This is a genomic window from Paraconexibacter algicola, from assembly GCF_003044185.1.
Taxonomy (GTDB): domain Bacteria; phylum Actinomycetota; class Thermoleophilia; order Solirubrobacterales; family Solirubrobacteraceae; genus Paraconexibacter; species Paraconexibacter algicola.
This window is the reverse complement of the sequence record NZ_PYYB01000001.1, coordinates 2,119,881-2,138,270: the sequence shown is the minus strand read 5'-3', so window position 1 is coordinate 2,138,270 and position 18,390 is coordinate 2,119,881. Positions and strand designations below refer to the sequence as shown.

Annotated in this window: 15 protein-coding genes; all 15 read right to left on the bottom strand. The window is 70.6% G+C overall.

From position 1 onward, the window contains the following. Positions 1–2 precede the first annotated feature (2 nt). A complete protein-coding gene (gene hpnE / locus C7Y72_RS10015) occupies positions 3–1,346 on the bottom strand; it encodes a hydroxysqualene dehydroxylase HpnE (RefSeq protein ID WP_107568600.1) in 1,344 nt (447 codons plus the stop codon). Beyond that, complete coding sequence (locus C7Y72_RS10010; RefSeq protein WP_107568599.1) at positions 1,339–2,199, bottom strand: SDR family NAD(P)-dependent oxidoreductase; 861 nt, start codon at positions 2,197–2,199, stop codon at positions 1,339–1,341. The genes hpnE and C7Y72_RS10010 overlap by 8 nt, the downstream gene beginning before the upstream one ends. A 71-nt stretch (positions 2,200–2,270) precedes the next feature. After that, positions 2,271–3,224 carry an AraC family transcriptional regulator gene (locus C7Y72_RS10005; protein WP_158276772.1) on the bottom strand — a complete coding sequence of 318 codons (954 nt, stop codon included), beginning with the start codon at positions 3,222–3,224 and terminating at the stop codon, positions 2,271–2,273. A 154-nt stretch (positions 3,225–3,378) separates the two neighbouring features. Next, complete coding sequence (locus C7Y72_RS10000) at positions 3,379–4,836, bottom strand: flavin-containing monooxygenase (RefSeq protein ID WP_233243796.1); 1,458 nt, start codon at positions 4,834–4,836, stop codon at positions 3,379–3,381. A 2-nt stretch (positions 4,837–4,838) separates the two neighbouring features. Beyond that, positions 4,839–6,230: a cytochrome P450 gene (locus tag C7Y72_RS09995; protein WP_284690348.1), complete on the bottom strand. Its 1,392-nt coding sequence runs from the start codon at positions 6,228–6,230 to the stop codon at positions 4,839–4,841. 40 nt (positions 6,231–6,270) lie between these two features. Then, a complete protein-coding gene (locus tag C7Y72_RS09990) occupies positions 6,271–7,248 on the bottom strand; it encodes a spirocyclase AveC family protein (protein ID WP_107568595.1) in 978 nt (325 codons plus the stop codon). Positions 7,249–7,280: 32 nt separating this feature from the next. Then, positions 7,281–8,258 (bottom strand): Lrp/AsnC family transcriptional regulator, encoded by a 978-nt coding sequence (locus C7Y72_RS09985; RefSeq protein WP_107568594.1) that lies wholly within the window; start codon positions 8,256–8,258, stop codon positions 7,281–7,283. After that, positions 8,255–9,631, bottom strand: coding sequence for an MlaD family protein (locus tag C7Y72_RS09980; RefSeq protein WP_158276770.1), 1,377 nt, complete (start codon positions 9,629–9,631; stop codon positions 8,255–8,257). Before C7Y72_RS09980 ends, C7Y72_RS09985 begins: the two co-directional genes overlap by 4 nt. 36 nt (positions 9,632–9,667) lie before the next feature. Then, a complete protein-coding gene (locus tag C7Y72_RS09975) occupies positions 9,668–10,942 on the bottom strand; it encodes an MlaD family protein (RefSeq protein ID WP_107568592.1) in 1,275 nt (424 codons plus the stop codon). After that, on the bottom strand, positions 10,939–12,630 hold the full coding sequence (locus C7Y72_RS09970) for an MlaD family protein (protein ID WP_158276769.1): 1,692 nt from the start codon (positions 12,628–12,630) through the stop codon (positions 10,939–10,941). The genes C7Y72_RS09975 and C7Y72_RS09970 overlap by 4 nt, the downstream gene beginning before the upstream one ends. Before the next feature lie 65 nt (positions 12,631–12,695). Continuing rightward, complete coding sequence (locus C7Y72_RS09965) at positions 12,696–14,138, bottom strand: MlaD family protein (RefSeq protein ID WP_107568590.1); 1,443 nt, start codon at positions 14,136–14,138, stop codon at positions 12,696–12,698. Continuing rightward, positions 14,135–15,406, bottom strand: coding sequence for an MlaD family protein (locus C7Y72_RS09960; protein WP_107568589.1), 1,272 nt, complete (start codon positions 15,404–15,406; stop codon positions 14,135–14,137). Before C7Y72_RS09960 ends, C7Y72_RS09965 begins: the two co-directional genes overlap by 4 nt. Then, entirely contained in the window at positions 15,403–16,749 is a 1,347-nt protein-coding gene (locus C7Y72_RS09955) for an MlaD family protein (protein WP_107568588.1), read from the bottom strand. The genes C7Y72_RS09960 and C7Y72_RS09955 overlap by 4 nt, the downstream gene beginning before the upstream one ends. Further along, positions 16,746–17,546: an MlaE family ABC transporter permease gene (locus C7Y72_RS09950; RefSeq protein WP_107568587.1), complete on the bottom strand. Its 801-nt coding sequence runs from the start codon at positions 17,544–17,546 to the stop codon at positions 16,746–16,748. The genes C7Y72_RS09955 and C7Y72_RS09950 overlap by 4 nt, the downstream gene beginning before the upstream one ends. Continuing rightward, a complete protein-coding gene (locus C7Y72_RS09945; RefSeq protein WP_233243793.1) occupies positions 17,543–18,205 on the bottom strand; it encodes an MlaE family ABC transporter permease in 663 nt (220 codons plus the stop codon). Before C7Y72_RS09945 ends, C7Y72_RS09950 begins: the two co-directional genes overlap by 4 nt. Positions 18,206–18,390: the final 185 nt, after the last annotated feature.

Here is an 18,390-nt window from a genome sequence, read left to right as displayed (position 1 = left end):
GCCTACGCACGCCCGAGCTGGGTCAGCGTCTCGTGCGCCGCGCGCCGACCGCTCTCGGCAGCGCCTTCCATAAGGGAGCCCAGGCCGGTCTCGGTCCAGTCACCGGCGAGAATCAACCGAGGGACAGGTGTCCGCTGCGGACGTCGACGCCGCTGGAACCCGGGGCGGGGGGAGAACGTCGCGCGCGGCTGCCGCACGACGTGGGTCTGCACGACGGTCCGATCTGCGAACTCCGGGAACTGCTGCGCGATCGAGTCGAGCACCTCTTCGACGATCTCCGCGTTCGCCAGGCGCTGCAGTCGGTAGGCGGCGCTGGTGACAAGGCTGTAGCCGTGCCCGATCGGGTCCCGCTCACCGTGCATTGCCGTGCGGTCGAAGATCCACTCGGCCGTCGTCCCGATCATGCCCTCGAAGTCATGCGTCATCTCCAGTGGCTCGTCCAGCCATACGTAAGTCGACACGATGGGCGCGGCCTCGATCTCCTTGGCGGTCCCGAAGAACCCCTGGTCGAGGTCGCTGTCGTCGACGATCTTGCAGAGATCCCACGGCGGGACCGACAGGACGACGGCGTCCGCTGCGAGAACGGTTCCGTCGGAGAGGCGAACACCGGTGCAGCGACCATCGACCTGCTCCACGACCTCCACCGCGCTGCGCAGCCGCATCGTGCTCCCGCGACGTTCGAGCAGCTCGACCGCCGGCGTGACGAACAGCGAGCTGAGATCGACCGTCGAGTACCCAAGCCCGAGCTTCCGCGGGTCACGGACCGACCGGGCGATGAACGACCGGATGATCTCGAGCATGGAGTAGGTCGAGTACCGATCGGGCGTGTCGTTCAGCGCGATCACGAACGGATCGAAGAACATCCGCCGTGCGGACTGCGGCATGCGGATCGCACGCAGCCACTCGTCGACGCTCACGTCGTCGAGGCGACGAGGGAGGCGGACGAGTGCCGTGGCGAACCGCGCCCCGGCGACTACCAACCAGGGGAGCTCGCGGAGCTTGATCGCTCCGGAGCGAAGCAGTGCGACCGGGGTCATGCTCACGGGACCCAGACCCGGGGCCCGCTGCACCCAGGTCGACCGCCACGTCATCAGGTCGAGCGAGCCAATCGCCTCGAGGTACTCCCGAAGACGGGTATAGCACGGGAGCATGCCGTGCTGCCCATTGTCCACCGTCGTGCTCGCCTTGGGCAGATCGATTCCGATCGTCCGGCCGCCGGCGCGGCCGCGGGACTCCAGCACCGTCACACGGACGTCACGCTCGCTCAACCAGACCGCCGTCGAGAGCCCTGCGATACCGCCGCCGACCACGATGACGTGCGGGGCATCCGTCGTCGTCTCAGGCATGGGCCGCCACCCCCGTGCTGGCGCGGACCGCCCGATGCGCGAGCGTTCTCCGGAGAGTCGGTGGCGAATGGAGGAGCGCCACGGCGAACGCCTTGTGGTGCGCGCCGTGCACGATGGACTGCCGTCCACGCATGACGGCCTCGTACGCCTCCTCGGCGACCTGCTCGGGCGCCATCATCGCTGCGCGCATGAGCCGGGAAGCGTCGACCTGGGCCCGCAGTCCAGAGCCGTCGATGAGCTCGGTGTCGGTGAACCCGGGCATGCTCACCGTGCACCGAACTCCGAGCGGTCGCATGTCGGCGTCGAGGCCCTCGCTGAAGTTCCGCAGCATGGCCTTCGCGCTCGTGTACAGCACCTCGGTCGGCGCCCCTTGGACCAGGGCGCTGATGGAGCTGACGTTGACGATGCGCCCCCAGCCGGCCTGAACCATCGCCGGGAGCAACCGGTGCGTCAGCTCCATCGGAGCCAGCCCCATCAGCTGCAGGCGGCGAGCATGTTCCTCCCAGTCGATGAGATCGAACCGCCCGGGCACGCTGGCCCCGGCGTTGTTGACGAGGAAGTCGGGACGTAGCGCCCGACGTTCGAGCTCGGACGCGATGTCGCGGGGGGCATCCGCGACGGCCAGGTCCGCGACGATCACCTCCGCCTGGACGTTCTGCGTCGTCCGCAGCCGGTCGGCGAGGTCCTCGAGCCGGTCGGCCCGTCTGGCGACGAGGATCACGCCGTACCCGCGCGTCGCGAGCAGCTCGGCGAAGGCCGCGCCGATGCCGCTGGACGCCCCGGTTACGAGGGCGAGGCGATCGTCTCCCTCACGACGGAGCGTCGATCGACGAGGAGCGGTGGGATCGTTCATGTCGCGATCCTCGACTCGCGACCGGTTCCTGTCGATGGCCCGTTCGGCCCGGTGGTAGGCCGGAACGGACTTCAGTCGGTTCGGTCGACGCCGACGAGCTGCCCAGGCCGGTGCGAGGACCACCTCCGGAAGGCACGGGAGAAGGTCGCTGCGTCGTGAAATCCAAGCTCTGCTGCGACGGCGGTGACGTTCCGGCCCGCGCCGAGCAGCTCTCTGGCGCGGGCTTCTCGGCGACCGTCCAGCAGCTCGCGGTACGACGTCCCCTCGTCGCGGAGCCTTCGCCGAAGGGTCCTGACGTCGAGGTGGAGTTGGTGTGCGATCTCGGTCATCGCCGGTGGGTCACGGAGCTTGGCGGCAAGGAGGTCTTCCACCCGATCGGCCCAGGACACACGGGTCGCCTGGTGGCGGGCGAGGTCGTACGTCGAGGCGAGAAGCGACGGGAGCGTCAGCGGGTCGGCGCTCGGTAGCGGCACGTCGAGTGACGAAGCGCGAATCCGCAAGGTGCCCTGGCAACCCGCGGTCACCTGCACGCCGAGCGCTGCGTCGGCGAGCGCCGTGATTCGCCGGTCTTCGAGCGGGACTTCGAGGCGGAGCGCGGCCGGGTCCTGCGTGAGGATCAGGAGGAGGCGGGTGCAGAGGGCCAGATCTCGTTCGAGCGCGAAGGCCCGGACATCTTCTGGGAGCGCGCGGGTGTCGAACGCGTATCCGGAGCCGTTCGAGCCGGCGATCTCGCCGACGTGCGTCGCGGTGAGTGTGAGCGGCGGGACGTCGAGGGCCAACCCGATCGCCTGGCGGGCCGTCCCGCAGGCCAGCAAGGTGAGTGCTAGCGGCCCGAGGCTGCTGAAGCCGATCCGGCACGCGACTTCTACCCCGAGTCCGGGTGCGTCGTCGCAGAGCAGCACCAGGTTGCGCATGACGTGGAGCTCCTCGTCGAACGAGAGTCGGGAGGCCAGCTCCGGCCGGAGCGTCGTCCCGGCGAGCAAGGGCTCCTGGCTGATCGCGTGCTCCTGGCCAACGGCGATCATCGCTCGCAAGGTCGCAGGGCTGCGACCGACCGGGCGGCACTGGCCGTCGACGTCGCCGGAGAGCGTGACGCCGACGGCCGTGCCCGGCGTCCTGCGACCGGGGAGAGGGGCGATCGCGGGACGATCCTGGGCTCGAGGCCCCAGGCCTTGGCGGTCAGTGGACGTGCTCGTAGGCATCAGCGTCGAACCGGCGGGTACGCCTTCGGTACTCCAGGTGCGACCCGGTCCACACCGTGGTGACCTTGCCACCGGCGGTCGTGTACCACCCAGGACAGCCGAGCGTGAACACGGTGCGGCCGAGCCGCCGCTGGAGCTCCTCGTTGAACCCTCGGTGGACCGACTCGCGAACCTCGAGAGGCTCACCGTGCGCGGCGATGTGCTCGACGGCCTGCCGGATGTACCCCGCCTGGTACTCCAGGAGCGAGACGATGGTGTTGGTCAGGCTCCCGGTGTTCGGGCCGTACAACATGAACAGGTTCGGGAAGCCCGGGGTGCTGAGGCCGAGGTAGGCCTCCGGGCCTTCGGCCCAGTGCTCACGGATCTCACGTCCGTCACGTCCGACCACCTGCATGGGCGCGAGGTACTCCGTCGGGGTGAACCCGGTGCACCACACGATGACGTCCGCCTCGACACGCTCGCCTCCGACCAGCAGGCCGTCCGGCGTGACCTCGTCGACCGCGGCAGCGACGACCTTCACGTCCTCTCGCGCGAGCGTCGGGTACCACTCGCGCGAGAGCAGGATGCGGTTGCAGCCGAGCGCGTAGTCCGGGGTGAGCTTCTCGGCCAGTGCGCGGTCTCCCCCGACCGAGCGGCGGATGAAGCGGCGCTGCCGCCACTCGAGCGCCTTCCGGATCGCGCTCATCCGACGCGGGACGAAGACCGGGTAACGAGACTCGAACCACCACCACATCAGCGCACGGTAGGCGCGGAGGAAACCCGGGACGCGGGAGGCGAGGATGCGCTCGGCTCGCGGCGGGCTCCAGTCGATCTTGTTCACGACCCAGTTCGGATCGCGCTGGATGACGGTGATCTCGCGCGCGGCGTCAGCGATCGCCGGCACGATCTGCACCGCGCTCGCCCCACTGCCGACCACGACGACTCGGCGGTCGGCGAGTTCCACCGTGTGATCCCACTCCGCGGAGTGGAACTGTTCCCCGGCGAACACGTCGCGACCGGGTACCGGAGGGAAGCTCGGCCGGCTCAGCTGTCCGGTCGCGCAGACGAGGACGTCGCACGACTCGGTGGCACCATCCGCGAGCGTGAGCACCCACGTCCCCGTCGCCTGGTCGAACCGGGCGGTGGTGACCTCACTCCCGAACCGGACCCGCCCGCGCACACCCGTGTCGAGAGAGACGTTCCGGAGGTAGTCCCGGATCTCCGCCTGGGTTCCGAAGCGTCGCCCCCAGTTGTCGTTGAGCGCGTGACTGAACTGGTAGATGACCGAAGGGACGTCGCACGCGGCGCCGGGATAGGTGTTGGCCTGCCAGACCCCGCCGACCTCGTCGGCGCGCTCGAAGACCGTGTAGTCGACACCGGCACGCTCGAGTTCGATCGCGGCGGCCAGGCCACCGAAACCCGCACCGACGATGGCGACCCTGGGGGACGGCGTCATGTTCAAGGGTCCGTGCGAGGGACGAGTCGGACGGGCACTCCCCCCTTCACCGGGCTGGAGAACAGAAAGCGCGGCTGCGGCTCCCATCCCGGCGGATGTTCGAACCGGTAGCGCTGCATGACCGTCGCCAGCGTCCAGAGCCCGACCATGTAGGCCATGCGCATGCCCAGGCAGCGGCGCGGCCCCACGCCGAACGGGAGAAAGGCGTAGGTGTCGATGTCGTCGTCGAGGAATCGAGACGGGTCGAACTGCTCGGGGTCGCGCCACCAGCGCGGGTCGCGGTGCAGCCGCTGCCCGGAGAACGCGACGGTCGTGCCGGCAGGGATGTGGAAGCCGCCGATCTCGTCGTCGACAGTCGCCTCGCGGGCGTTGACCGAGAAGCCCTGCAGCCGCTGGCACTCGTCGAAGCACGCGCGCAGCCACGGGAGCCGGTCCATGTCGTCGAGGCCCGGTCGGACGCCGCCTAGCGCGTCGACCTCATCGTAGGCGCGGGCCAGCGCGTCGGGGTGACGCGGCAGCCGGGCCAGGACCCACGACATGACGGCGGCGGTCGTCTCGTATCCGCCGAAGATCAACCCGAGGAGCTCGCGGCGTACGTGCTCGTCCGAGAGCTTGGAGCCGTCGTCGAACTCCGCGCCGAGCACCATGTCGAGCAGGTCGCCCTCCCCCACCTCCGGGTTCTGCCGTCGTTCCGCGACCATCGCGTCGATGTACGCGAAGACGTCTTCCTTCGCGCGCGTGTATCTGCGCTCGAAGGGTCGCGGGATCCGGTTCGGCAGTGGTGTGGTGAGCATCGCGATCGCCATGCCGTGCGTGATCCGCAGGTAGCTCTCGGCGAGCCGCTCGATCTCCGCCCGCGAGGCCGGGCGCGTGAACATCGAGCGCAGCAGCACGGACATCGTCACGAGCGCCAGCTGCTCCTGGATGTCGACGAACTCGCCGGAGCGCGCGAACCGGTCCCAGTCCTCGACGCTTTCGGTGATCGCGGCGACGATCAACTCCTCGAGCGGCGCCAGACCGCGGGACGTGAACTTCGGGTTCAGGACGCGGCGCACTCGCTTCCATTCGTCACCGTTGGCCATGCCGTGGAACCGCGGCGCGTCCCGGAACAGGATGTCGCGGAAGAGCTCCGGCTTGGGGTAGTCCTTGTGACGGGTGTTGGTGATGTGCTTGACGTGGTCGGGGTGGCTGACGAGCACGAACGGCATCCCGGGGATCGGAACGCGGGCGACGTCGCCGTACTCCCGAGCGATCCGCTCGAACGAGCCGTACGGGTCACGCACGATCTGCGGCACGACACCCAGCCCAGGGATCCCTCGCGGACCCGGGACCGGGCGGCGGGAGAGCGACGAGCCGGCCGAGGAGGCCTGGTCGGGCGAAATAGTGGAGGCCATGTCCGTCATTCTGACAAGCGTCTAGTCACTTTGTCAACGCTCATGGCAGCGGGAGGTAGCTCGGAGTCGACGGCGGCGCCTCGGCGAAGGTCGTCAGCAGATTCCACGGGAGGAAGTACAGGAGCATGTAGGTGACCTGCGCGTAGGCGAAGATCGCCATGAAGCGACAGAGCGCCCACAGGTGCGGTCGGCCCTCGACGAACGACGGCGAGGCGCCTCGCTCGACGAAGGACAGCCCGTCGGCATCCCTCCCCCACCGCAGCCAGGCCAGTGCGACCCAGGGCAGAGCGAAGAAGATCGGGTTGTACACCGGCCAGCCGTAAAAGCGATCAGCCCAGACGGTCAGTGCGTCCGGGGTCGCGAGGTTGCCGAACGAGTACGACTGCAGGTAGATGAGCTCGGAGACCGCGACGAGGAGCGCGCAGAGCGCCCATACGACCAGGAGCTTCGTCGCCGTGCCCCGCTCGGGCCAGCGGACGGTGAGCCAGTCCAGCGCGCGGGAGCCCATGCGCGCCGCCCCGAAGAACGCCCAGGTGTAGGCGCCGAGGATGAAGAAGACCGGAATGACCCAGACGTCGGGCCCCGAGGCCCAGCCTGGGAAGTAGTGCCCCCAGGAGTTCACGTGGATCAGGTGCGCGTTGTACTGGAACGCGAAGTTGAGGTAGTTGTCCAGCGGGTCCCAGAAGTTCAGCAGCAGGACGGCCAGCAGCAGAAGTCCGTCGAAGTGCAGGCGTCGACGCGCAAGCAGCGGCCGGACGACGAAGTAAGCGAGCAGCACCAGCAGCGCCAGGAACTGCGAGAACTCGACCAACCGCAGGACGACGAGCCGGCCGGTCGAGAAGTCGTCGGACCCGGTGCCGTACGTGAAGAGGCCGTCCGCGACCCACTGCGCCATGACGACGACGATGAACGCGACCGACACGAAGCCGATCGCACCCCAGACGTGGATGTGACCGAAGCGTCGACCACGGGCGAGCTCGGGAGACGACATGACGGGCGGTTCGGAGACGGTGGCCATAGGTCTAATCTGACTAGAGCCTCGTCACTTTGTCAACCGGTCCCGAAATTCGCCCACGTGAACTCGTGCTTGACGGCCGTCGAGCCCTCGTGGAAGTCCACAGTGGCGACGGCCTCCAGCCCGGCGATCTCCCGCTGCACGGTCCGCAGGGCGCGTTCACGGCTCGTGGTCGCGAGGATCGCGATGAAGTCGTAGCGGCCGATGGACCGGGCGACCAGTCCGAGCTCGTCGAACCTGAGCAGGCTCCGTCCGACCGGCTCCACCTGTCCAGGTTCGGCGCGGACCCCGAGGAAGCCGAAGGCGGTGATGCCGAAGCTCTCGATGTCGCACACCGCCTGGATGCGCAGCGTGCCGTTGTCGACCAGTCGGGAGACCCGGGCGCGCACCGTCGCCTCGCTGACATCGAGACTCGCAGCGATGCTCCGGTTGGACGCGCGGCTGTCGGCCTGCAGCGCCAGGACGATCTCGATGTCGAGGTCGTCGTGCGGCGAACGGGCCGCGCGGAGCAGGCTGCTCCCGGAGCGCGGCTGCGGCGTGATTCGCCCGTACTGGGAGTCGAAGCGCAGGACCTTGGCCGCGAGTTCGCAATGGAGCGAGGTCACACCGTCGATCACCGCGATCCCCTCGGCAAGCACGTCGGCGAGCCGTGCATGCGATGGGCACAGGACGATCGCCACGAGATCCTCGCTCCCCGTGACCGTCGCGAGACCGATCGCCTCGTCCAGCCCGACGAGGTCTTCGGCAACGGCATCAGCGCGTCGCCCGGCGACGCGGATGAGCACGAACGCGAGGGCGGTGAGCCCGAACGCCTCCATGTCGGTCACCGCCACAACCCGGACCAGCCCGGCGTCGGAGAGTCGCCGCAGGCGCGTTGCCACGGTGCGCTCGGTCACGTCCAGCGACCTCGCGAGACCTCGGTTCGTCGCGCGCCCGTCCTCCCGCAGCCGACTGACGAGGGCACGGTCGAGATCGTCGACGGTCGGCGGATCACGCGTCGAGTCGAGGGTCATGGCGGGTCCAGCTGGAGCCGCGGGTACTGCGCCGTCGTCCCGTTGAAGGTCCAGGGTTCCTGCTCGAGGCAGGGAGGCGCCCCGGACCCGGTCGCGGCGAGGTACGGGACGTTGTCCGTGTTACGACAGTCGAAAGCCTTGAGGCCGCCGGTGGCGATCGTCTCGGCGCCCCCGGGGCGCGGATAGGGATTGAGCCGGTTCGTCGGCAGGCGCCGGACCCAGCCCGCTGCGATCTCGTTCCAGATCACCGGCAACCCTGATCCGTAGTTGACGATGCGCCCATCGCCGAGCTGGGACTTTCCGCTGAGCACGCTGCCGACGTTGGCGAAGACTCCGGTGATCTCACGTCGGTCGGCCGCCGCGAGCTGCAGGAACGGGATGAGCTCGCGGCTCATGTCGTAGATCTGCGCGAACGGCGTCGGTGACGTCCGTAGAAGGCGCGTCAGGCTCGGCGTGCCGGCGACGATCGACGAGCTCAGCCCGGGGAGACCCGCGAACAGCCGTTGCACGATCGGAGCAGTGCGGTCGATCTCCAGCAGCGCCGGTGGTGCGACCCGTGCTACTCGACGCAGGGCGGTCGCCGCTCGTCGGATATCGGGCGCCACCGCGCTGATCCGCACCGAGGTCCGGTCGAGCGCGGCGAGGAACCTGGGCATCACGCGGACCAGACGGGACAGCTCCTCGGAGCGGGCCGCGGTCGCGTCGAGGAACCGTCGGCCGTTGACGACCGCGCTTCGTACCGCTCCCGCGTCGGAGCCGAGAGCGTCCAGGACGTCGGCGGTGCCACCCACGACCTCGTCGAGCTGCTCGCGTTGGGCGTCGATCTCGCGGAGCGCCTGGTCCAGGGCCCGCGTGACCCCGGGGGCGCGTCCGAGCGCGGTGCTGATCTCCTGCGACCGGTCGTCGACCGCGGTCGAGAGGTCGCGGAAGAGGCCGCGGACGTCGTCGCGGGTCTTCGGCTCGAACGTCGAGACGACATCCGCCAACTGCTGGTTGGGACGGACGGCGCTGGCAGGCAGCTCCGCACCCTCCGCGTAGGCCGGGGCGGATGGAGGCCCGAGCCGCAGCTCCAGGTAGGCCTCGCCCAGCAGCGACTTCGACCGGACGATCGCCGTTGTCCCCCGGTGCAACGGCGCGAACCGCGGCTCGATGTCGATCTCCACCTCTGCCCCCCGGGTTCCGGCGACGACGGTGTGCACCTTGCCGATGCCGACTCCGGCGACCCGTACCTCTCCCCCTTCCTGGAGATTCCCGGCGTCGGGGACGACCAGCCCGACGCGATAGTCACGCGCCCCAAGCGGCAGGTCGCCGCCGAAGGACCGCCAGGTGGCGATGATGCCGACGACGCAGACGAGGGTGAAGAGCAGGGGCACGACGAGGCGGCCTCTGGTCGGGCTGCGTGTCTCCATTCAGCGCCCCCCGCCTTGGCCGTCGTCGCACGCGCCGGCGGCGCCGATCGCGAGCTGAAGGAACTGGTCGACCACCGGCGTTCCGGTGATGTTCTTGCACGACACGATCACGCTGGCCCGACCGAAGCCTCCGTGGGCGTCGGAGGTGTCGAAGGTCGAGTTGAAGTTGTGGATGAACCACGAGAGCCAGAACAGGTAGCCCTCGTCGTCGCCCTCCGGGTTGTAGGCGGCGACGTTCGTCATGTACTCGGCGACCTGCAGGGCCCGGACGAGGTCGGGTGTGGCGCGTCGGAGGGCGGCGACGGCCGGGCGCAGGTTCCGGACCACCGGGACGGCGCGATCGACGAACGGGATGAGGTCGCGAGAGAACGATCGCGTTCCGGTTCGCGAGAAGCCGCCGAGGGAATCCAGCGTGCTCGGCAGGCGCCGGACAGCGGGAAGCAGGGCGTCGACGGTCAGCGGGACCCGCTGGGCGAACGCTGCGGTCGAGCTCAGGGTACGGCGTGTCTGGTCAAGGGTCGAGGGGAGCCGCTCCAACGTCCCGCGGAGCGCCCGCTCCTCGACTGCGACGGCGTTGAGCGTCGCAGCCGAGCCGACGACCAGGTCGTCGAGCCGGTCGTCGCGGGAGGCCGCGGCGGTGAGGCGGGACACGTTGGTGACGAGGCGGGCGAGCTGCTTGCGGCGGTCAGCGAGGGCGGCGGAGACCGAACGGACGGCGTGGGTCGTCGGCCCGAGCGTGCGCAGTGCAGCCTGCATACCGTCGGCTCGTCCGCGCGTGCCCTCGCCGACTGCGGCGATGAGCGAGCCGAGAAAGGCGCGCGTGTCGGAGTCGAGGGTGCTGGTCAGGTCCGCCAGCGGAACGGGGACCTCGGTGCTCCCGATGTCGAGGACCGCGCCATCGCGAAGCTTGGGTGCCCCGACCGGGCCGGGGTCGAGGTTGAGCTGCATGTCCTTGAGCGGCGTGATGGGCTCCAGGGACGCCGTGGCACCCTCATGGACGGACGGCAGGGTGCCGCGCTTGATCGTGACGCCGACGGTCGCTCGGCCGTCGCGGATGTCGAGGTCGGTGATGGAGCCGACCTTCACCCCGGCGACGAGCACCGGTTGGCCGAGTCCGGGCGCGACGCCGTCGGCGGCGCTCAACTCGATGTCGAGCGTGTAGGTGTCCTGGAACGGGATCGGCGCCCGCTGCTGCACGAGCACGTACGCGGCCGACGCAACGCCCGCGACCATCAGCGTCGTGAGCACCAGGAACCAGCGCAGACGCGAGGTCATCGCTTCCCTCCCAGGATTCCGCCGAGCAGGCCGCCGACGACGTCCTCCACGGCGCCGGTCAGGTCGTCCACCGTCTCCTGGACGGTCGGTGCCTTTGTGGGCTTCGTCGGCCGCACGGGGGCTGGGCGCGGCGTCGGGACCGGCAGCGGGAGCAGGCCGGGTCGGGCCTTGGTGGGGCGGGTGGGTCGCTGTGGTGCGGTGGCGGGGGCTTCGAGTCCCAGGAGGTCGAGCAGGCTGCTGCGCAGCGCGACTTTTCTCTGCGCGGTCGGCGCGGTGAGCATTCGCGCCAGGAGGGTCGTCGCGCGGTCGGCGCTCGTGCTCCGCGGGGTGCGCCGACCTGCGGGCGGTGTGCCGATCAGCTGGTTGCGTGCGCCGAGATCGGGAAGTGGCTGATCCGCGCAGCGGGCATCCGGGCGCACCTTGGGCTGCTGGGCGTAGCCGAGCCACCGGGGGCTGACGCCCTGGAGGTCTGCGCTCGAGACGACATCACCGATCCCGGGGAGCAGGCCGCGGACGGTCTGGACGCCGTTGGTGATGCCGAGCCGGATGGCGGTGCCGTTCCCGTCGAAGCTCGGCGAGCTGGCGGCCAGGTTGGCGCCGAGGTGCAGGAGCTCCTTCCACACCGGTTCGTCATTGGTCAGCGCTCCGTCCGGAACGGTCATCTCGAGCGTCGGAACGACATGGGTGCTGAGACACGAGGCGAAGGGAGCGAGGTGCCGCGCCGCCTGCCCGAGGCCGCCGAGCGTGCCGGGGAGCGCCTCGGCGATCGGCCCGGTCCCCTCCAGGAGGGCCGGGAGTCGGCGCGCCGCGGTGAGGCGGTCGATCTCGCGGAGGAAGGCGGTGGTCGCCGTCAGGCTGGAGGGGGCGCGACGGAGCGCCGGGACGAGCTCGGTCGTGAGCTCGTCGACGGCTGGGAGCGCCGAGCGGATCGCGGCGAGGTCCGCCGGCCCGGTGCGCCCCAGCTCGGCGAAGCCGCGGATGCTCGCCGCCAGGGCCGCGTCCTCGGACGCGAGCGTTCCTGCAACCCTGCGGAAGTCCGTCACCGAGGCGGCGAGCGCCGTGTCGTCCGCGGCCAGCTGCGTGGCGGTCGCCGCCGAGCCTTGCACGGCGCGTCGCACGTCGGTGTCTCGCTGTCCGTGGGCAGCCTGCGCGACAGCTGTCAGGTCGTCGGCGGCCGCTTCGAGCTGCGTCACGCCGGTGCGGATGCCGGCGGCTCCCGACGCTCGGCCGCCGCCGAGTCCGCGGGCGAGCTGATCGACGCTGTCGACCACGGCACCCCGAGTGGGTTCGTCCAGGACGTTGAACACCTGATCGAGCTGGACCGGGATGCGGGTGCGCGCCACCGGCACGGTCATGTCGCGCTCGATCGCGGGCGAGCCCGGGGCGCCCGGGCTGACGTCGACGTAGAAGTTGCCTTCGAACAGGAGCCGGGGCCTGATGCTGAGGGTGGGGTGCCGAGGGACGTCCTGCGGTCGCGTGAGCCGCATGACGACGACCGACGTCCCACGGGGGCCGGGTCTGATGCCGGTGACCCGTCCGACGTCGACGCCCGCAACCCGGACCGGGTTGCCCTCGCGGAGCTGGTTCGCCGTCAGGAACTGGCCTCGGATCTCGAACGGCTGGCTCAGCGGCGTGGTCCGGACGAACGCCGCGTAGACGGCTACGGCGACCAGAAGGACCGTGAGCATTCCGGCATTGACCGGGCTGCGGAACCACCGGATGCGCCGACGGCCGGCTGTCGTCTGGCGGAGATTCATCGGCCGCCTCCAACCGGCTCGTCGAGCAGCCCGGCGCGGTCGGCGCGGTCGCGCGCGTCCGCCGGCCAGACCGTCTCTCGGGTCGTCGGCGACTGCAGCCCTGGGCGGTTCCCGAGATGCTGGCGGCCGTCGGACGGCGAGTTGCCGCTCTCGCACTCCTGTGCGTCGGCGTTCGGGAGGTAGTTGATCTCGGCGTCCGACGATGGGCGAGCCTGCTGCAGGATCTCGCCGTTGGCGCCGAGCGACGTGATCACGAGGTTGGCGACGCCGGGTCCGCCACCCGAGCCCAGCGCGGCGAACGTGCCCGCCCAGCCTTCCGCCCAGAGCCCGACCACGTTGCAGTGCACCTGTGCCGGGGTGAGGACCTCGAACAGCGTGCCGAGCGCGGCGAACGTGCCTGCCGCCTTCCGCAGGACGCCGTCGGTCTGCGGTACGCGCGCAAGGGCGTCGAGGGCGACGAAGGCCGTCCGCAGGGGCGTCGCGGTGCGACGGAGGCTGGCGACGCCGGACCGTCCCGCGCGGAGCGCCGAGTTGGTGCGACGCAGCGTCGCGGGGAGCCGGCGGACCACCGGGGTCAGGTCGATGCTCGTCTGGCGCAGCGCGGCGAGCGCCGGGGCGAGATCGGTGAAGGCGCGGGTCGTCCGTGTGATCGCGCGCGGGGCGCGGTCGATCGCGCTTCCGAGGGCGCGACGCTCGCGGGCGACCGCCTCGAGCGTCGTGGCGGCAGATCGGACCAGCCCCGCGAGATCGCCGGCGACCGGCAGGAACGCAGCGGACGTGCGGTCCGCCGCAACGATGAGCGGCGCCAGGCGGGTCTCCGGGTCGGCGAGTGCGCCGGCGACGCGACTGAGCGGCGGGAGCATGCCGGCCGTCCGTCCGAGCGTCTCGTTGAGGCCTGCGCCCCGTCCCGCGAACCCGTCCCCCGTGGTCACGACGGACTCCTGCATGGCCTGTGCCGTGCGACGGTCGAAGACGTCGAGGAGGTCGGTCAGCTCGACGGCGTTCCGCCCGCTGCCCTCCGGGAGCCGACCGCCGTCAGGGATGGTCGTACGCGAGCGCCCCGGCTCGAGTGCAAGGTAGGAGGCGCCGAGGATCGCGCCGGGACGGACCGCGGCTCGCGAGTCGGATGGGAGCGGACCTGCGCCCTCCTCGAGCTTCAGGATCAGACGGGTGAAGGTCGTGCCGTCCGGCTCGGCGACGGCGCTGGTCTCCTGGACCTGGCCGACGCGGACGCCGCCGATTCGGACGTCGCTGGTCTTGATCAGCCGTGCGGCGTTCGGGACGTCGACGGTGACGCGGTAGCTGCGCTCCAGTGGGACGCCGCTGTTCGCACGGAACGCGACCACGGCGATCAGCAGCAGCACGACCGCCGTGACCAAGCCGACGGCCTTGTCCACCCGAGCGGCGCGACGCGCCCGGAGCTGTCGGCGTCCACTCATCCGCCGAGCCTCCGGAGCAGGTCGATCGCCGTGCCGCGGGTGACGGGTGCGGGGCCGGTGTTCACCGGAACGGCGCCCTGCTGGGGCGCGGTGTATTTGTGGGAGCACCCGGAGGTGGTCGGCGCGACGATGCACTGCGGGGCGACGTTGATGAAGAACGAGAGCATGTGGCTGAGCTCGTCCCTCCCGGCGGTGAGTGCTGCGAGCGTGTAGGTGACGTTGAGGACGCGCTCGATCCCGCCGCGGTTGCGCAGGTCGACGAGGAAGCGGGAGAGCAGGTCGGCGGACGGCTCCACGGTGCGTAGGGTGCGCCGGAGTCGCAGGACATCCGGGTTCGCCGACCGCAGCGCCCGACGACCGCTCCGGAGGGTCGGTGAGAGCGTCCTCAGCGTCGAGTCGCCCGCCTCGGCGAAGGCGGGGAGCGTGCGGGTGAAGCGCTCGAGCTCGGGGGCCGCCTCGCGCAGACCGTCGAGGAGTGGGGTGGTCGCCATCGCGGTTTCGTCGAGGTCGGTCAGGCCGGTGCGCGCCCGGTCGAGCAGCGCCGGGAGGCGGTTGATGCTGCGCCTGAGTGCACGGTCCCGGGTCCCGGTGGTCTCCGTCACGTCGGCGGCGCTGGTCACGAACCGGCGGACCGACCGCTCATCGCGGGCGACTTCGGCGAGGACGCCATCGGTCTGGCTGATCGCGGACGCCAGCGTGGTGCGTTGCGCATCGAGGACGGCGAGCATGTCGCGGACGTTCTGCAGCGCCGGGTTGGCCCGCCGCAGGATCGCGTTGAGGTCCTGCCCGCGCCCGGAGGTCGCGATCCCCAGCTCCGTGACGAGCGCCCGGATCCGCTGATCGACCGGGAGGGAGAACACGTCGATGACGTCCTGCAGCGACACGGGGACGCTCGTCCGGGTGACCGGAAGGACGTCGTCTTCCAGTGGCGGCGAGGTCTTTCGCCCGGGCTGGCAGTCGACGAAGTACTCGCTGATGAGTCCCTCCGGCAGGATGCGGCAGGTCGCGTCCTGGCGGAACGGTGCGAAGCGCCGTTCGACCTCGAGTGTGACGCGTGCCCGCCTCTCCGGGGTGAGCTTGACCTCCCGGACTTCTCCGACCTTCGTGCCGGCGACCTTGACGAGCTGCCCGGGCACCATGCCTTTGGCGGTGTCGAACACGACGTCGACGCGGTAGTCGGCGGGGCTGTCAGTCCCGCGGCTGACCAGCACCACGGCGGCGACGACGACCAGGACGGCGGCCAGTGAGAAGCGAACGTTCGCGCTCATGGCTCGTTCACGTCGGCCGACATGCCTTGCGACGGATCGCAGAGCGTCGGGTCGGGGATGTACGGGGACGAGCCGTCGCGGGCGGGGGGCGCACCGGTCCCGGGGCAACGCCGCTTCTGCTTGTACTTCGTCGAGAAGAGCCCGGGGACGAGCGGTTGCTGGGACAGGAGCGAGCCGAGCTGCCCGCCGAGAAGCGTCTGCGGGTTCTGCGTGAACTGGAGCCGGACGTAGCCGCCGGTGGCGTTCTGGTTGCCGGTCGCGAGGCCGGCCAGGCCGTTGAAGATGCCCAGTACGAGGTCGGTCCCGTAGATGCGCAGGCCACGGACGATCGGCTGCAACGCGGCGGACGCGGTTCCGGTCCGGGCGATCGCCGTGCGGATCGCGGGAAGCTGCCGCGGCATCGCGGCGAAGCTCGCGCGGAGGTCGGGAATCTGCGCCTCGAGCTCAGCGGCCGGACCTCGGACCGCCCTGAGCGTGGTCGGCAGCGCGCGCAGCGTCTCCTCCGCGGCACGCGCCGCGGAAGGCGCCGCGCGGAGCGCGGGCCGAGCGGTTTCGAGCGTGTCGGCGGCGTCGGTCAGGGTGCGCTCGCCGGCCCGCAGCAGCGTCGGCGCCCGTCGAAGCATCGCGCCGATCGCGCCGCGCTCGGCGGCCAGTGCCGCGAACGTCCGGGAGACCTCCACGACGCCTTGGCGTAGGTCCTCACGCCGGGACGCGAGCGCCTGAGTGGCAGTGGCGCCGTCGCGGATCACGCGCTGCAGCGCGTCGCCGTCGGCCGATACCTCGGACGCCAGGCTCTCGGTCTCGCTCAGGGCGGGATCGAGCCGGCCGAGCAGGCGGTTGAAGGTCGGGGCGGTGCTCCCCGCAAAGATCTCGCGCGAGCGTCCGACCAGCGCCTGCAGGTCGCGTCGCGCCGCCGGGTCGAAGGCGTTGAGGACGGCGTCGAGGTCGACGATGCCCGACGTCTGACGGGGGCCGAGCACGGCCCCGTCGTCGAGCACGCGGTCGCCGTCGCCCGGCTGCAGGTCGATGAAGCGGTTGGAGACGCCCGCTTGGCCGACGGCACGGATCGCGGCCCGCGTTCCCTCGCGCAGCGGGAGTACGTCGTCGTCGGTGATCTTGAGGGTGATCTCGGCGCGACCCTCCGGGGTGAGGTCGATGTCGTCGATCGAGCCGACCTTGATACCGCGGACCTGGACCTCGCCGCCCTTGACGACCTGACCGGCGTTGGCGAACTGCGCGCGCAGGGTGTAGTCCTCGCCGCGCAGGACCACGTAGCCGAGCGCGGCTGCGACGAGCAGCATCGCACCGAGGGCGGTCCAGCGGTTGCGGGCGTCCCGGGTCATCCGCCGATCGGCAGCCGCGGGCTGCCTCCCCAGAAGAGCTGGCTGCCGATGATGCCGATGGCGTGGATCCCGATGAGGTTGGCGACCATCGCGCGGGCGGTGGCGCGACCGACCTCGACGGGGCCACCTCGGACGGTGTAGCCGTAGAAGCAGCCCACCAGGACGACGAAGGTCCCCATGGCGACGCCCTTGATGCCGGAGAAGATGTAGTCGTCGACGCTCTGGAACTTCCAGAACAGCTCGAGGTAGCCGCCCGCCGAGACCTGACCGATCTGCACCACGACCGCGATGAACGACCCGATGAAGCAGACGACGATCGCGATCGCGTACATGAACGGGAGAACGATCCATGTCGCGAGAAGCCGGGTGGAGCACAGGTAGAGGAGCGAGTCCATGCCCATGACGTCGAGAGCGTCGATCTCGTCGGTGATGCGCATCGTGCCGATCTCGGCGACGTAGCCGGTGCTGACCTTCGCGGCCATCATGTAGCCGAAGGCGTACGGCGCGATCTCGCGCAGATCGCCGATCGCGGTGAACGCGCCCGCGGCGGCCGGCGCCCCGACGAGACGGGCGCCGTACGCGCCTTCGATCCCGACGACGAGCCCGAGGGCGAACACGAGTCCGAGCACGACCAGGAGTGACCCGGCGACGAGGATCTCCGCCTGGCGCAGGACCTCTCCGCCGTAGCGGCGCACCCGCCCGGTGAGCGCCCCGCCGATGATCTGCCCGGAGAAGGCCGCGCCTTCCCCGAAGGTCCGGGACGAGCTGCGAAGTCGGTCCAATCCCGGGAAGCTCATCGTGTCTGCGAGAGGATCGGGTTGGTGGCGAGCAGCAGCTGCGTGAAGACGTAGTCGATTGCGCCGATGCACAGGAACGCGATGACCACGGCCCGGTTGACCGCGCGGCCGACCCCCTCGGGGCCGCCGCTGGCGTTCATGCCCTGGTAGCAGCAGACCGTCGCGATGACGATGCCGTAGACGGCGACCTTGACGAACGAGGCGCCGAGCTCGAGGGCGGTCGCGTTGGCGAAGAACGACGCGAAGAACGGCCCGAGGGCGGCGTCGTTCTGCGCGACCACCACGACGGCCCCGAGCAGTCCCGCCCAAAGCGCGAAGATGTTGAAGAGGATCGAGACGAAGACCAGGGCGAGGAGGCGCGGGACGACGAGCGCCTTGATCGGGTCGACCCCGAGGACGTCCAGTGCCGAGGTCTCTTCGCGGGTGACCCGGGCGCCCAGGTCGGCGGTGATGGCGGTGCCTGCGACGCCCGCGATCACGATCGCCGTGACGAGCGGCGCGAACTCGCGCACGACGATGAGGTTGTAGGCGGCGCCGAGCCGATCGAGGGCTCCGAAGAGCCCGAGGAACCCGGATGCCTGGATGCCCGCCGGGCCGAAGGAGAGCGCGAACGACGTGAGGATCAGCGGGAACCACGCGATCGCGATGACGAACCGCACCTGATCGACCAGCTCCGGGCCGTAGTCGAGCGGGGGCTTGACCGAACGCCGGACGACCTGCGCCAGGAGACGGACCGCTCCGCCGACTTCCTTGGTCCATGTCGACGACCGCCCGGCCCGTCGCGGCGCACACGGCTTGGACGCCCGGGCCCGGGCGTCTGCGGCCTCTCCTGAGCGCCTCGCGG

Coding starts and splice junctions, on each gene's coding strand:
- C7Y72_RS09955 (WP_107568588.1), bottom strand. CDS start 16,749: ATGACCCGGGACGCCCGCAACCGCTGGACCGCCCTCGGTGCGATGCTG.
- C7Y72_RS09995 (WP_284690348.1), bottom strand. CDS start 6,230: ATGGCCTCCACTATTTCGCCCGACCAGGCCTCCTCGGCCGGCTCGTCG.
- C7Y72_RS10010 (WP_107568599.1), bottom strand. CDS start 2,199: ATGAACGATCCCACCGCTCCTCGTCGATCGACGCTCCGTCGTGAGGGA.
- C7Y72_RS09970 (WP_158276769.1), bottom strand. CDS start 12,630: ATGCTCACGGTCCTTCTGGTCGCCGTAGCCGTCTACGCGGCGTTCGTC.
- C7Y72_RS09965 (WP_107568590.1), bottom strand. CDS start 14,138: ATGAGTGGACGCCGACAGCTCCGGGCGCGTCGCGCCGCTCGGGTGGAC.
- C7Y72_RS09960 (WP_107568589.1), bottom strand. CDS start 15,406: ATGAGCGCGAACGTTCGCTTCTCACTGGCCGCCGTCCTGGTCGTCGTC.
- C7Y72_RS09950 (WP_107568587.1), bottom strand. CDS start 17,546: ATGAGCTTCCCGGGATTGGACCGACTTCGCAGCTCGTCCCGGACCTTC.
- C7Y72_RS10005 (WP_158276772.1), bottom strand. CDS start 3,224: ATGATCGCCGTTGGCCAGGAGCACGCGATCAGCCAGGAGCCCTTGCTC.
- C7Y72_RS10000 (WP_233243796.1), bottom strand. CDS start 4,836: ATGACGCCGTCCCCCAGGGTCGCCATCGTCGGTGCGGGTTTCGGTGGC.
- C7Y72_RS09990 (WP_107568595.1), bottom strand. CDS start 7,248: ATGGCCACCGTCTCCGAACCGCCCGTCATGTCGTCTCCCGAGCTCGCC.
- C7Y72_RS09975 (WP_107568592.1), bottom strand. CDS start 10,942: ATGACCTCGCGTCTGCGCTGGTTCCTGGTGCTCACGACGCTGATGGTC.
- hpnE (WP_107568600.1), bottom strand. CDS start 1,346: ATGCCTGAGACGACGACGGATGCCCCGCACGTCATCGTGGTCGGCGGC.
- C7Y72_RS09985 (WP_107568594.1), bottom strand. CDS start 8,258: ATGACCCTCGACTCGACGCGTGATCCGCCGACCGTCGACGATCTCGAC.